The organism is Candidatus Phytoplasma gossypii (assembly GCF_030586975.1).
GTDB classification, from domain to species: domain Bacteria; phylum Bacillota_I; class Bacilli_A; order Acholeplasmatales; family Acholeplasmataceae; genus Phytoplasma; species Phytoplasma citri.
Genome location: NZ_JAOSIT010000013.1, coordinates 1 through 15,975, shown reverse-complemented (window position 1 = coordinate 15,975; position 15,975 = coordinate 1). Strand labels below are relative to the sequence as shown.

At 30.7% G+C, this 15,975-nt stretch carries 11 protein-coding genes and 2 pseudogenes; all 13 read right to left on the bottom strand.

Annotated elements, in window-relative coordinates; all coding sequences use genetic code 11:
* Window positions 1–393: 393 nt before the first annotated feature.
* Window positions 394–1,602, bottom strand: a complete 1,209-nt coding sequence (locus OC698_RS01565) for an acetate kinase (protein ID WP_304512978.1) — start codon at window positions 1,600–1,602, stop codon at window positions 394–396.
* 146 nt (window positions 1,603–1,748) lie between these two features.
* Complete coding sequence (locus OC698_RS01560; protein WP_304512977.1) at window positions 1,749–2,234, bottom strand: citrate lyase holo-[acyl-carrier protein] synthase; 486 nt, start codon at window positions 2,232–2,234, stop codon at window positions 1,749–1,751.
* 175 nt (window positions 2,235–2,409) lie between these two features.
* Window positions 2,410–3,423, bottom strand: a pseudogene (locus tag OC698_RS03205) (reverse transcriptase domain-containing protein); the annotation flags it as partial.
* Window positions 3,424–4,116: 693 nt separating this feature from the next.
* On the bottom strand, window positions 4,117–5,634 hold the full coding sequence (gene citF, locus OC698_RS01545; RefSeq protein ID WP_304512974.1) for a citrate lyase subunit alpha: 1,518 nt from the start codon (window positions 5,632–5,634) through the stop codon (window positions 4,117–4,119).
* 279 nt (window positions 5,635–5,913) lie between these two features.
* Window positions 5,914–6,807, bottom strand: a complete 894-nt coding sequence (locus OC698_RS01540; protein WP_304512973.1) for an HpcH/HpaI aldolase/citrate lyase family protein — start codon at window positions 6,805–6,807, stop codon at window positions 5,914–5,916.
* Between the two features lie 63 nt (window positions 6,808–6,870).
* A complete protein-coding gene (citD, locus tag OC698_RS01535) occupies window positions 6,871–7,158 on the bottom strand; it encodes a citrate lyase acyl carrier protein (RefSeq protein WP_304512972.1) in 288 nt (95 codons plus the stop codon).
* Window positions 7,148–7,816, bottom strand: coding sequence for a bifunctional 4-hydroxy-2-oxoglutarate aldolase/2-dehydro-3-deoxy-phosphogluconate aldolase (locus OC698_RS01530; protein WP_304512971.1), 669 nt, complete (start codon window positions 7,814–7,816; stop codon window positions 7,148–7,150). Before OC698_RS01530 ends, citD begins: the two co-directional genes overlap by 11 nt.
* A gap of 59 nt (window positions 7,817–7,875) precedes the next feature.
* Entirely contained in the window at window positions 7,876–8,406 is a 531-nt protein-coding gene (locus OC698_RS01525; RefSeq protein ID WP_420887784.1) for a triphosphoribosyl-dephospho-CoA synthase, read from the bottom strand.
* 211 nt (window positions 8,407–8,617) lie between these two features.
* Window positions 8,618–10,348: a group II intron reverse transcriptase/maturase gene (gene ltrA, locus OC698_RS01520; RefSeq protein WP_304512970.1), complete on the bottom strand. Its 1,731-nt coding sequence runs from the start codon at window positions 10,346–10,348 to the stop codon at window positions 8,618–8,620.
* A 558-nt stretch (window positions 10,349–10,906) separates the two neighbouring features.
* On the bottom strand, window positions 10,907–11,176 hold the full coding sequence (locus OC698_RS01515; protein ID WP_304512979.1) for a triphosphoribosyl-dephospho-CoA synthase: 270 nt from the start codon (window positions 11,174–11,176) through the stop codon (window positions 10,907–10,909).
* 139 nt (window positions 11,177–11,315) lie between these two features.
* Window positions 11,316–13,050 (bottom strand): annotated as a pseudogene (locus OC698_RS01510) (reverse transcriptase domain-containing protein).
* 659 nt (window positions 13,051–13,709) lie between these two features.
* The gene (locus OC698_RS01505; RefSeq protein ID WP_304512969.1) at window positions 13,710–15,200 is read right to left on the bottom strand and encodes a 2-hydroxycarboxylate transporter family protein; all 1,491 of its coding nucleotides are present in this window, start codon (window positions 15,198–15,200) and stop codon (window positions 13,710–13,712) included.
* A 94-nt stretch (window positions 15,201–15,294) separates the two neighbouring features.
* Window positions 15,295–15,714 carry a DJ-1/PfpI family protein gene (locus OC698_RS01500; protein ID WP_304512968.1) on the bottom strand — a complete coding sequence of 140 codons (420 nt, stop codon included), beginning with the start codon at window positions 15,712–15,714 and terminating at the stop codon, window positions 15,295–15,297.
* Window positions 15,715–15,975 lie beyond the last annotated feature (261 nt).

Here is a 15,975-nt window from a genome sequence, read left to right as displayed (position 1 = left end):
GTTTTTTTTAAATACTATTGGCAAGATTTATTTTAACCATGTAAGATAATAATTATGTTCCTTTTTGAGTATTCATGATCTGAAATTTGTTTTTAATAATAGTTAGTTTTAACATTATTCCGACCATTAAGTGACTTGATTTTTTATCTTATTAAGTGACTTGATTTTTTATCTTCTTAATGTTGCACCTAATGTTCCTTTGGCGCCGACGATAAAGTCATTATTACGGGTTGAACTTATTCTACTCAAAAGTTAAAATTTAGATTCAAAAAATAAGGAAATATTTGATAAAAAGAGGAGGTAATATTCTTGCTTTATTAGCTACTAATTATTGATGAGATAACACAATATTTAAGTTCTTTGAACGCTCATAAAAGGATTAAAATTATTTATTTACTCTATATTAGCTTCATTATTTTTATTCGAAATAAAAGATATAACATCTCGAGCAATAGTTAACTCTTCATTAGTAGGAATAATTAAAATAGGAATGATAGAATTTTTGCTAGCAATATTTCTCAATTTAGGACCATTTTCATTTAATGTTGGTTCTAAAAAAATATTTAAAACTGCTAATTTTGAAATAATTTCTGATCTAAAAAAAATGGAATTTTCGCCAACACCTGCTGTAAATACCAGAGCATCAATACCTTCTAATGCTACATAATAACTGGCAATATAATCAACAATTTTCTTAATTTGAATCTTTAAAGCTAATTTGGCCTGAGCATTACCTTCTAACATCGCTTTTTCTAAATCTCTGCAATCGTTAGAAATTCCTGAGATACCTAATAAGCCAGATTTATTATTTAAATCATTAATCACTTCTTGAGAGGTTTTATTTTCATAACTAGAAATTAAAGCAACAATAGCAGGATCTATGTCTCCGCTACGCGTACCCATTGGAACACCGGCTAATGGTGTAACTCCCATAGAAGTATCTACTGATTCTCCTTTACTATTAACGGCAGTAATAGAAACTCCATTTCCAGCGTGGCAGATAATTAATTTTAAATTAGATTTTTCTAAAAAACGTTGCGCTTCTTGAATAATAAAACGACAAGAAGTACCATGGGCACCATATTTACGAATTTGATATTTTTTATACCATTCGTAAGGTACTGCATATAAAAAATTAGAAGCTTTAAGGGTTTGATGAAAACTAGTATCAAAAACACCTACATGAAGAGCTTTAGGTAAAATTTGTTTAAACAAACGAGCGCCCAAAATATTAACCGGATTATGTAAAGGAGCTAAATTATTTAAACTTTCCAATTTATCAAGAGTTTCATCTGTTAAAATAATAGAATTTGGAAATAATTCGCCACCTTGAACAATACGATAACCAATTCCCTTAATTTCAGTAATTTCTTTAATGATTGATAATTCAATTAATTTTTTTAATAATAATTCAATAGCTAATCGATGATCAGCAATAACTATATTTTGTTTATAAATTTGATCTGAAGTTTTAATAGTAAATATAGAATTAAAATTACCGATTCGCTCACATAAACCACTACACAACATTTTTTCTGTAACCATATCAATTAATTGAAACTTCAAAGATGAACTACCAGAATTAACAGACATAATTTTCATAAAAAAACTCCTAAAACTCTTTTTTTATTTGTAATTAATAATATAAATAAATAAAAAATAAAAAACTATTTATAATAAAAAATAATCAGATCAATAAATAAATAATATATCCATCTAAAAATCCAAATTATTTTGAATTTATTAAATTAGATTTTTTTATTTGAATAAATAAAATTTATCATAATATCATCAATAAATGTTAATAATTCTCTTAAGTTATGTGCTTTATTCAAAGCACATACTTTCGCTTCTTTCGAACATATAAAACATAATCGAGAATTAAGCGGATAAAACAAATTTCGAGAAATATTTTCATGTTTTAAATTAATAATATCTAAATCAATTAAACGAAAACAAATATGAGTTTTTTCTAAAATTAAAAATTTTTTTTTAATTTCTATTAATTTTGTTATTTCTGCAGTAATCAAAATTATATTAACATAAAAACCAGCTTTATCAAATAATATTCTAAAATCATTACAACCTAAACATATTTGTTTTGTTTGTAAAAAAGGTATTATAATATTTTTCATAAATAAATTAAAAAATTCGAAATATAAAGGTTTCAGTTTAATGATCCCCGGAATATTTAGATTAATAGTTAACAAACCTTTTTGATAATGATTTAACATTTTAAGATACGGATAGATTAATTACGTTTTATTCAGCGATTTGTATTTGCTGTTTTATTTACAATTGGCCCCCGTCCAAACGGTGCAAGCAAGTTTCCAAGCACACCGCTTTCCCTAATTTACTCTTTTGCGAGAACTAATTTCGTCTCGCGACTGATTAGTTATTCATTCTTATTGTTCTTATTCTTTCTATTTGGTTTTGAACACAGCCATTTAAGGAATTCTTTATGGCTTTCTCTTTTCGATTTTTATTGATGAAGTTTACCTTTATCATATAGGATAGAAACCTAGTCCCTTTGTGAGGATAAAATCATCAGCGTAACGGATGTATTCGACTCTAGGTTTTGGATTTAGTTTAATAGTACTATCAATCTCCAGTTGATGGTGCTGGTTTTTAAGCCATGCTTTCCTATATTCTGGGTTGTTCTTCCTAATTGGCTTTCCTTCTTTAATCAGTTCTTCCATTTTCAGATCGATGTCGTGTAAATATACATTCGCCAGCAAGGGAGAAATAATCCCTCCTTGAGGAGAACCTGATAAAGACTCGTATTTGATTCCGTTTTTTTCATGAAGCTGGCTTTCAACCATTTGTGAATGGTTGATAGGATTTTATTCTTTCTGATGAACTAATTTAAGGTTCTCATTAGAATTTCATGGTCGATCGTATCAAAGTAGCCTTTTAAATCAATTTCGACAATGTAATCACAATTCCCTTAAATCTTTGTTTGAAGCGTTTGATGGCATCGTGGCAAGATTTTTTGGTTCTAAATCCGAAGTTCCATGCTGAAAAAAGATTTTCAAAATAGGGATTTAAAAGTTGTTCGAAACCTTTCTTTATCAGCCGATCTTTGAGGGCGGGTAAACCAAAAAAAGGGGGGGTCTGGTTTTTCCATTATCCTTAGGAATGAGAATTCTTTTAACCGGTTTTGGGTTGTAGCCGTTATTGACATATTCCTGATGGTATCTTTTTAGTCTTTCCAGATTAATTCCATCGACGGTTTATATTATCAATTCCAGGGGTACCCACCCCTTTATTAGCGGAAATTCTATTGAATGCCGTTGACGTATTCTGAAAGTTATTCATTCCCTGTTGGAGTTCTCTTTTTAAAGAGTAGCCTTTTGATGAACAATATTGAATTCTATCCAATGTTCGTGAAAATTTAGTTTCTGGTGAAACCGTTATTGACATTATTTATCGACTTTTTTCTCGATCTCATTGGATGTCATTGAATAAAATAATAAATTACTTTCTTCTTTCGCCCTATAAGAGTAGTTAACTCTCTTCTCGGTAAGACGATTAACTAAATTATTCCAAATTTAGGTTTACGCTTACGACTACTAAGAAGATACTTTATCCTTGACCATTCGGACTTTTATTTCCGGATTGGTAAATTTAATTACCTAGTTTTAGGATTCTCCAAGTTACGCTAAATTTCGACCTTAATTCCTTAGGTGAAGTATCCTCTTTTGGGAGGCTGATTCCAGGGTTTATTTATCCGATAAACTACTCAGTACTTACAACTTATACTAGTAGACTCTGGACTATCCGCTTAAGCAAATTCCGAGATAGGTCTATATATTACATCAATTTTCCTTCTTAGACCATTGCAGGTTTCTCCATAGAATTATTTGGTGGCGGCGTCTTCTTGACTAATTTGCTTTTGTCGCAACCCGCTTTTATGGTCTGCTGTAGTCTGACATTCTTTCGTTTGCCAAACCAACCATATCCTTTCAGAGTTTATCGGCTCTGGCTATTGGTTAAATAGCGCGAAATTTAGGCCTCTTTGGCGCCCTTGTAATATATATCTTTCTTCTTTAGCTTTTAAATATTGCTTAATCATTTTAGAAAACATAATAATTATACAAACCTAAACATCATAACTTATTTTACTTTATAAACAGTATCAATTAAAGTACCATCACGATACTCAATCAAAGCAATAACACGATTAGTATCATAATCAATTGGTAATGGTTTGCCCACAATACTATAAGCCAAGTCACGTAATTCGCGAATATCTTTAACAACTATTCCAGCTGACTTTAACCACATAAGTAAATCAGTTCTTATCGGATTTACAGCAATGCCTAAATCAGTTACCAAAACATCAATAGTATTTCCTGGAGTAACTATTGTTTGCACACGATCCACTATAGAAGAAATTCGTCCTCGAATTAAAGGAGCAGCTACAATAGCAATTTTACTACCATATGCTACATCACTATGACCACCGGAAGCTCCACGTAAATATCCATCATTTCCTGTAATAACATTGCAATTAAAATTAACATCTATTTCTAACACACTTAAAATACCAAAATCTAATTTATTAACGGCACAACCTTTAATAAAGGGATTAGCATAAAAAGAAGCTGACATTTCTAAATGATTCGGATTGTTTTTTAAAGAATTAACAGCTTCTAAATCAAAAGACTGCACATCTAATAGTGTATTAACTAGCCCTTCTTTTAATAAATCTACTTCTAATTTAATAATCCCCCCTAAAAAAACAGAAGCTTTTATTTGCTTACGTCTCATTTCGTCAGATAAAATTACTAAAGATGCTTGGGAAGCCCCACCAGTACCTGTTTGAAAAGAAAAGCCATTTTTAAAATAAGGCGTATTTTTAATAACTTTAACAATATTTTCAGCAATAACAATTTCTTTAGGATTAAATTTAGAATGAATTTCTCCTGAAGAAATTTTTTTATTATCACCAATAACTTCTACTTTAACCACATAATCAACATAAATTTGTGGAATAGAAATAGGATTATTCGGATAAGAAACTAAATTGTCTGTAATAATAATAGTTTTATCAGCATATTGAGCATCTACAATAGCATAACCTAAAGATCCTACACAAGAATCACCTACAACACCATTAGCGTTACCCATTTCATCACTACTTGAAGCAGCTAAAAAAGCAACATTAATATAAGATTGTTCCGTAGTAATAGATCGTGCTCTACCGCCATGAGATCTAATAATAACAGGTTTTGTTAAGAGACCTTCAGAAATAGCATTTCCTAACTCTCCCCTTATAGCTGAACCTTCCAAAGAAGTTACAATACCATTTTTAATATATTCAATAAAACAATCATGAGACTTTGTAAAAGAAGAAGCTAAAACAGTTAAATTTTTAATATTTAATTTTTTGATAGCTTCCATAACTTGTCGAAAAGTTTTATCACCATGCCTAAAAGCATGATGAAAAGAAATAGTCATACCATCTTTCAAACCACTTTTAACAATAGCTTCTTCTAAAGAATTTAAAACTTTATTATTTAAATTATTTTTAATTTTAGTCATCACTCCAACACTATTATCATTATTTTTACAATCATAAAATGCATTATTATCTGGTTTTTTTCCATTTTTCTTAAATTTTTCTCTCATTTAATTATTCCTTTTTTCATTAACCATTCGAAAATCACTTAATTTTCTTAAGTATTTTTTAATCAAAAAACTATTTAAATAATTTTTTATAATTCGATAAAATTATATTCTCTGAATGTAATACTTTTGAATAATGTTTATTTATATCAAAAAATGCAAATATTAAACTAATAAAATATCTCGACAAAGTTCTAACTTATTCAAAATTAATTTAATCTATCATCTAAAATCCTTTATTATTTTGAATTTATTATTAATACAAAAATACCAAATAAATCTTTATTCATCTTCTATATTAGGATTCGAAATATTAGCTTTTTGTAAAATATTTTCCGAATATTTTATAACTGGTTTATCAATCATTTTGCCATCAATCGCGAATACACCTTGATTTTGTAAACGATATTTTTTATATAAAGTTAAAATTTTCAAAGCTTCTTGAATTTCTTTTACACTAGGTTGAAAAACTCGATTAATAATAGGTAGTTGATCGGGGTGTATGGCCGATTTACCATTGAAACCCATTTCTTTTACTAAAATAGCTTCTTTTTCTAAACCCTCCAAATCGGAAACATTATCATAAATGCAATCAATAGCATCAATGTCAGCAGCTCTAGCTGCATGCAATATCATCTGGCGAGCGAAAAACAATTCATGACGATTAATAGTTTTAGTAGCTTGCAAATTTAACATATAATCGACACCACCCAAAGCAATTCCTACTACTCGCGAAGAAGATAAAGCTATTTCAAGAGCATTTAAAACTCCTTTAGCGCTTTCTATAGCGCAAAAAATAACAATTTTAGAAGATTTATTATATTTAGCCTCAATACTTTCGATATCTTGGATAACTCGTAAAACTTCTAATTTTGATTCAACCTTCGGTAAACGGATAGCATCTAATTTTTCATTGGTTACCATAGCTTCCAAATCTTTCTGATAAAAAGGAGTATCAAAAGCATTAATTCTGACCATAGTTTCAATATTAAACCTATGATAATCCAAAAAACTAATCATATTTCGAGTTAATTCGCGCGCGGCATCCTTTTCTTCAACAGCAATAGCATCCTCTAAATCAAATATCACACTATCTACCTTATAAGAAATAACATCTTTAAATAAAGCAGGGTTGTTACCAGGTAAAAATAACATGGTTTTTCTATTTTTTTTCATTTTTATCCTCGATATTATTTTTTGTATTTAAAAATTAAAAAATTTTATAATAGTAGAAGTAAATCAGACTTTAGAACGCTCTAAAGCCACTAAAATACGTGATTTTAAAACGATTTCTAAAGCGCCTTGATCTTGGATTAACACTTTACAACTAGTAACATTATTTTCTTTTAAAATTTTCAGAGTTAAAGTTCGCATTTGTTCTCCAAATTGTTTTTCAAAAGGTGATTGAATGAAAATTTGTATAATATCAGCTAAATTAGGTTCTATAGTGACTAAACAATCACTAGAATTGAGAGAACCACAAAAGGCTCTTTTTATAATGGGTTTTGATTTATTATTATTTATCATTTTTTAATCCTCTTTTTTTAATCACTTTTTTAACTATATCGACATATTTAAAAGCTAAATTAGCTATTTTAGATTCATTCACTATATCCACATCACGATCGCTACCTAATTCACCTGTAATACCAACCGCTAATACACCTGCCTCAAAATAATCTAAAATGTTTGATAAATTAATACCTCCTGTTGCTAAAATAGGCCAATTAGGAAAAGGATCTCGAATTAAGGATAAAGCTTGAGATGTAAATGCAATACTTGGATACAATTTCAATAAAGAAGCACCTTTTTGAATAGCTAAATACATTTCATTAACACTCATAACTCCAGGAATGTATAAAATATCATTTTGGATAGACCAATTTAAAATTTCTTCATTATAAACGGGAGAAACCAAATATTGTGCTCCCGCTTCTAAAGCTGTTTTAGCTTCTTGTAATGTTAATACAGTACCAGCTCCAATCATTGCTTCGGGATATTGCAAACTAATTTCTTTGATTATAGAAAAAGCTTGAGGAATAGTTAAAGTAATTTCGGCAAAACGAAAACCATTTTCTAATGTATTTTTTAAAATTTTATAAGCATTATTCTTAGTTTTCGTGCGAACAATCACACTTAAAGGATTTTGTTTTAAATAATAAATTTTTTTTTGAATATTTTGCACTTGACACACTCCATTTTTATTAATTTTAGTTCAAAAATATATTTTTTAACTAAAAAAACTCAATATTCATAAATATTATTCAACCGATTTACACAAAATAAAAAATAAGTTACAACAGATAAATCAGCACAACCCCCTGGAGAGATTTTATAATTTGCATAGTAATCATTTTTAGATAAAATAGCTTTTTGAAAGTTGTAAAACCCATAATTTTCCAAAATATTTAACCATGATAAAGATTTTTTTTGTATTTTTTTAAAAAACGAAAGACCAATTTTATTAATTAAAGTTGTATCTTCGATAATACTCATATAAAAAATTAACAAACATAAATAAAATTCTTGAGATTTTAAATAAGGATTTTTTTTATAGATACGTAAAATAAAGGGTAAACCTTGAAAAAAAATTTTATAATAACCCGCTAAAGCTTCTCCGCGCGCTCCCGTAATTCCAAATTTTGTAAAAATCTTTTCACCAGGAGTTTTATTACTAAAATATAAAAAATCTTTGAGTAATTCTTTAGTTAATTGACATGTTTTAAAATGCCAATGGGAAAAAGGAATATTATTAAATAAACTATACGAAACTATATAATAAATAATGCCGAAAGAAAAAATTAAACCTTTATGAGTATTTATATTATTAGATACGGATAGATTAATTGCGTTTTATTCAGCGATTTGTATTTGCTGTTTTATTTACAATCAGCCCCCGTCCAAACCGGACAAGCAAGTTTCCAAGCATCCGGCTTTCCATAATTTACTCTCTTCCGAGAACTAATTTCTCCTTGCGGTTAGTTAGCTATTTATTCTTATCGTTCTTATTCTTTATGATATCATGTATTTGTTGATTTGTCACTTTTCGATGACAGTCTTTACACAATACCTTTGTTCTTTTATTCATGACACTACGGTGGCTCGCATCGCGAACTGTACCAATGTGGTGAATTTGGAGTTGAGTTGTTTTATCGCAGTTCTCGCAACGTTCCGCTTTTAGACGGTCAGTTAGATGTGTACGACCTTGGAATAAAAATCTATTAATGGTAATATCAGGATTTCCCTTATAGTTACGCATTTTTTTGATTTTATCCCAGGAGTAGACAACCCATGGTTCGTATTGGGTTTTCCCTTTATTAAGATAGGGAATAGCCCAAGTTGAACCTATGTTAAGTTTCTTTCGAACTTTGGCAATTGATGTTTTCCATTTTCTTGCCAGTGTTTTCAAACAGCTATATTCAGCTAGATAATTCACGTGAGTTAAGACATCCAGATTGTTAGCCAAACAAAAGTATTGGTTAATTCCTCTAACGATTGTTTGATAGGTTCGAATTATTTCTAATTCGTCTCTATCCGCTAATGTTTCGTCGTGTTTAATCTTTCCCCTTTTTAACCAATTGTATTCATTCCCGTATTCCTTGACTTTCGTCTTTGGAATTTGGATTTGAACTTGGCCGTTTAAGGAATTCCGCGTGGTCTTCCTTTTACGGGTTTTATTGGTGGGGTTTACCTTAATCATGTAGGATAGAAACCTAGTTCCTTTGTTGGCTTTCACAATTTTTGATTTGTCCCTATTAATAATAAGTTTCAAGTCTTGTTCTAGCCATTGGACTACTTGATTTCTAATCCTTTCGGATTTGTCATACTCGCCTTTAACACCAATGATAAAGTCATCAGCATAGCGGATGTATTCAACTCTAGGTTTCGGATTTAGGTTAAGAGAACTGTCAATTCCCAGTTGATGGTGCTGGTTTTTTAGCCACGCTTTCCTATATTCTGGGTTATTACTCTTAATTGGCTTCCCCTCTTTGATCAGTTCTTCCATTTTCAGGTCGATGTAGTGTAGATATACATTCGCCAGTAAAGGGGAAATAATTCCTCCTTGAGGAGAACCTGATAAAGATTCGTATCTGATTCCATCTTTCATGAAGCCGGCTTTCAGCCATTTGTTAATAGTTGAGAGGACTTTATTCTTTCTGATGAACCGATTTAGGGTTCTCATGAGAATCTCATGATTGATGTTATCGAAACAGCCTTTTAAGTCAATTTTGATGATGTAGTCAATTCCTTGAAATCTTTGCTTAACGCGTTTTACAGCGTCATGACAAGATTTTTTGGTTCTAAATCCAAAGCTCCATTCTGAAAATATATTTTCAAAGTAGGGAGTTAAGAGTTGTTCCAGACATTTTTGTATCAGTCGGTCTTTGACAGTGGGTAGCCCCAGAGGTCTAGTTTTTTTGTTGTCACTAGGGATGAGAATTCTTTTAACTGGTTTAGGGTTGTAACCATTATTGACGTATTCCTGATGGTATTTTTCTATTTTCCTTAGATTAATCCCATCAATGGTTTTATTGTCAATTCCGGGTGTGCCCGCCCCTTTATTAGCAGCAATTTTATTAAATGCTATTAACGTATTATAAAAGTTGTTCATCCCTTGCTGTAATTCTCTTTTTAGAGAGTAGCCATTTGATGAACGATATTGAATTTTATACAATGTTCGCGAAAGTTTAGTTTCTGGTGAAACAGTTGTTGACATAGTATATCAACTCCTTTCTTGATACCATTGAATAAATAGTAAATTACTTTCTTCTTTTCGCCCTATAAGAGTGGTTAACTCTCTTCTTGGTAAGATGATTGACTAAATTATTCCAAATTTAGGTTTATCCTTACGACTACTAAAGAGATGCTTTATCCTTGACCACTCGGGCTTTTATTTCCGAGTTAGTAAACTTAATTACTTAGTTTTAGGATTCTCCAAGTTACTCTAAATTTCGACCTTAATTCCTTAGGGGAAGTGTCCTCTTTCTAGAGGCTGATTCCAGGTTTCCTTTAATTGATAAACTACTCCGTACAAGCGACATATACTAGTAGACTCTGGACTGTCCGTCTAAGCAACTTTCGGATAGGTTTGTTTATTACATCAATTGCCCTTCTTAGGCCATTGCAGGCTTCTCCATAGAATTATTCGGTGGCAAGATCATCTTGACTAATTTGCTTTCGTCTCAACCTGCTTTTGTGGTCTGCTGTAATCTGACATTCTTTCGTTTGTCAAACCGACCATCTCCTTTCAGGGTTTATCAGCCCTGGCTATTGGTTAGATAGCACGAAATTTAGGCCTCTTTGGCGCCCTCGCTTTAAACATGCGTTTTTCTTGTTCTACACCTAATACTCTTAATTTATGAAAATTTAATGATTTATATGATAAAACTAAATTATAAATATGATAAAAATAAATACCAAAAGTTTCTTTAGACTTCATAAAAAGATTAAAATTCATATCTTGATGAGATCCACAACTATTTATAGAAACTAAACCTAAGGAAGGATAACATAAAAGCTCAGTTTCTAATACGGATAGATTAATTGCGTTTTATGCGGCGATTTGTATTTGCCGTTTTATTTACAATCAGCCCCCGTCCAAACCGGACAAGCAAGTTTCCAAGCATCCGGCTTTCCATAATTTACTCTCTCTCAAGAACTAATTTCCCCTCGCGGTTGATTAGCTATTTATTCTTATCGTTCTTATTCTTTTTAATATCATGTATTTGTTGATTGGTTATCTTGCGATGACAGTCTTTACACAATACCTTGGTACTTTTATTCATGATCCTTTGGTGATTCGCATTGCGAACTGTCCCAATGTGATGAATTTGAAGTTGGGTTGTTTTGTCGCAGTTCTCACAACGTTCCGCTTTCAGGCGGTCAGTTAGGTGTGTGCGACCCTGTAATAAAAATCTCTTAATGGCAATGTCCGGGTTACCCTTATAGTTACGCATTTTTTTAATTTTATCCCAGGAGTAAACGCCCCATGGTTCGTATTGAGTCTTTCCCTTATTAATATAGGAGATACCCCAAGTTGAACCTTTATTGAATTTCTTTCGAACTCTGACAATCGATGTTTTTCGTTTCCTTGCCAGCGTTTTCAAACAGCTATCTTCAGCTAGGTAATTTAGATGGGTTAAAACACTTAGATTGTCAGCTAAACAAAAGTATTGGATAATTCCTCTAACAATTGTCTTATAGGTCCGGATTATCTCTAATTCGTCTCTACCCGCTAATGTTTCGTCGTGTTTTACCTTTCCCTCTTTTACCCAATTATATTCATGTCCGTATTCTTTGGCTTTCGCTTGGGGAATCCGGATTTGAACTTGACCGTTTAAGGAATTCTTTGTGGATTTCCTTGTACGAGTTTTATTGGTGGGGTTTACCTTAATCATGTAGGATAGAAATCTAGTTCCTTTACTAGCTTTTGCAATTTTCGATTTATTCTTATTTATGGTAAGTTTTAAATCTTGCTCTAGCCATTGGACCACTTGATTCTTAATCCCTTCAGCTTTTTCATATTCGCCTTTAATGCCAATGATAAAATCATCGGCGTAACGGATGTACTCAACTCTTGTTTTTGGATTTAAATTGATATACCTATCAACTCCCAGTTTATGGTGCTGGTTCTTAAGCCATGCTTTTTTATATTCTGGGTTGTCCTGCCTAATCGGCTTCCCTTCTTTAATCAGTTCCCCCATTTTTAGGTCAATGTAATGTAAATATATATTGGCTAATAAGGGAGAAATGATTCCTCCTTGGGGAGAACCAGATAAAGATTCATGTTTGATTCCGTCCTTCATGAAGCCGGCTTTTAACCATTTGTTAATGGTTGAGAGGACTTTATTCTTTCTGATGAACCAATTTAAGGTTCTCATGAGAATCTCATGATTGATGGTATCAAAGTAGCCTTTTAAGTCGATTTTGACGATGTAGTCAATTCCTTTAAATCTTTGTTTGACGCGTTTGATTGCATCATGGCAAAATTTTTTGGTTCTAAATCCCAAGCTCCATTCTGAAAAAATATTTTCAAAATAGGGAGTTAAGAGTTGTTCGAGGCATTTTTGTATTAGCCGGTCCTTGATAGTAGGTAGCCCCAGAGGTCTAGTTCCTTTATTATCACTAGGAATGAGAATTCTTTTAACTGGTTTGGGATTATAACCATTATTGACGTATTCCTGATGGTATCTTTATAGTTTTCCTAGATTATATCCCATCAATGGTTTCGTTGTCAACGCCTAGTGTGCCCGCCCTTTTGTTAGCAGCAATTTTATTAAATGCTGTTAACGTATTACAAAAGTTATTCATTCTCTACTGTAATTCTCTTTTTAGAGAGTAGCCATTCGATGAACGATATTGAATTCTCTTCAATGTTCGTGAAAGTTTAGTTTCTAGTGAAACCGTTGTTGATATCATATATCAACCCCTTCCTTGATACCATTGAATAAATAGTAAATTACTTTCTTCTTTCGCCCTATAAGAGTGATTAACTCTCTTCACAGTAAGACGATTAACTAAATTATTCCAAATTTAGGTTTACCCTTACGACTACTAAAAAGATGCTTTATCCTTGACCATCCGGGCTTTTATTTCCGGATTAGTAAATTTAATTACTTAGTTTTAGGATTCTCCAAGTTACGCTAAATTTCGACCTTAATTCCTTAGGGGAAGTATCCTCTTTAAGAGGCTGATTCCAGGTTTTATTTATATGATAAACTACCCAATATTTGCTATATATATTAGTAGACTCTGGACTGTCCGTTTGAGCAACTTCCTAGACAGGTTCTCTTATTACATCAATTTTCCTTCTTAGGCCATTGTAGGCTTCTCCATCGAATTATTTGGTGGCGGAATCATCTTGACTAATTTGCTTTCGTCGCAACCCGCTTTTATGGTCTGCTATAATTCGGCATCCTTTCGTTTGCTAAACCGACCATATCCTTTCAGAGTTTATCGGCTCTGGCTGTTGGTTAAATAGCACGAAATTTAGGCCTCTTTGGCGCCCTAGCAATAAGAGCTAATTTAGTTAAATATTCCAAATTTTTTTTAAAACATCTACTGATAGATAACATTTATCAATTGATAAAGTAAAATAATGGGAAAAATATACTAGCTACAATTACTGTTAAATCTCCACCAAGACGAGTAGATATTTGCGCATAAGGAGATAATTCTAAAGAATCAGAAGCTTCCAGAATAGCTAAATTACCTGCACCACCAATGCTATTAGCACACAGTCCAGCAGCAATTGAAGCTTGAACCGGATAATAACCCATTTTATTACCAATTATAGCCGATGTTAAAGCAGTAGTTAAAACGCAAATAATACAAGTAAACAAAAACGATAAATTAGAAATCCGATCAATAATCATTAAAATATTAATGTTAATACCAACAACTACTAAAATACAAGATGAAAACGATTGAGTAATAAATTTAGAGGCTTGATTAATATATTGAATATAATTATCCGAAATTAAATCAAAAAACTTAATTAATAAAACCAAAATAACTAAAAAAATAATAGTAGGAGGTACATATTTTTCTAAATTAGCAGATGGCCATAATTTTAATAATAAACTTCTAAAAACGCTACTTAAAGCATACAAAGCAAAAATAATCAACAAACCCATCTTCATATTTAAAAAACTTAAATTTGAATTATTATCTTTTTTTTCATTTTCGAGATGATTAAATTTATCAGTATTTAATTTATTTATATTCTTATCTAATTCACCATCAGAACTACTATATTCCGAATTACCAAAAAATTTTTTAATTAAACCACCAAACATAACACTTAAAATACCACCAATTAACAAAGAAGTAATAATGTGGTTTTTAAAAGCATCTTCGAAACGAACTATTCCTTGCGAAAACACTTTTATCAAAGGAATAATTCCGCATGTTAAACCGCCACACGAAATAGGAACAAAAATAAAAAATATAGCATCTAAAAAACTATTACGATGACTACCAGGAACGCTATCTATACCACCAATAGGTTTTAAAAAAATGCCTAAAATTCCTGTTACTAATCCAGAACAAATTAAAGATAAAATAACCAAAAATAAAAATTTAGGACCATTTTTTTTTAAAATAAATTTATCAATACTTAAAAGACTACCGCAAACCAATGAAGCAACAAAAAATTCAGAAAAACCTATATTACTATTTTTATTAAAAAAAGATATTCTTTCGCGAAATGCGCTTTGAAATTGCATCAAAGACGTTTCAAAATTACGAGGGAAAAAATTATAATTAAATAAAAAAGCTGGCAATAATAAACAAAAAATTGCTCCTCCACCCATATCTTTTAATATGGGTATTTTTTTACCTATTACTTTTAATATTTCGGCAAAAATCATAGTAAACAAGAGAACTGAAATTAAATTATGCCAAGATGAATTAAATTGTCCTTTGGTAGAATCATAAGATATCCAAATATGCATTATAGAAATACTCAATAAAAGTAAAGCAAACTCAATCGAAAAACCTAAAATTTTTAATTTAGGTTTTTTATGAGAATGAAAAATTGAATCATTAATAGAACTATTTATATTCATATATAAAAGACTACTTCCTATTTTTTTTATTCAAATTATTTTAAAATAATCAAATAAATATATTGTTGAAATTAAGAATATTAATTTTTATTTATTATTTGTTAAATGTTTTTAATAAAACATTAGCAAAATCTAAAACTGTCCAAGGAGATTGAGAAGTAATAAAATTTCCACTTACAACTGTCATTTTATCAGGACAATATTTCCCTTCTTTGATATAAATTTCATATCCAGGAAAACAAGTAAAAAAATGGTTTTTGAATAAATTTAATTTTCCCAAAAATGCAGGAGCTGCGCATATAGCTGCAATAATTTTATTAGAATCTGAAAATATTTTAATTATATTTAATATTTTTTGTAAAGAATCATGTTCATTTTCTATAACATTTTTTACATAAGAACCGCCTGGTATAATTAAAAAATCATATTTATCATAAGTAACATCTTTAGAAATATCAGCTTTCACCATTAATTCCGATGCAGAAACCACATCTAATGAATCATTAAATGTCAAAGTAGTAATACGGATAGATTAATTGCGTTTTATGCAGCAATTTGTATTTGCTGTTTTATTTACTAATCAGCCCCCGTCCAAACCGGACAAGCAAGTTTCCAAGCATCCGGCTTTCCATAATTTACTCTCTCTCAAGAACTAATTTCCCCTCGCGGTTGGTTAGCTATTTATTCTTATCGTTCTCGTTTTCCTAATATCATGTATTTATTTGTTGATTGGTTATCTTCAGATGACAATCCTTACACAATACTTTAGTTCTTT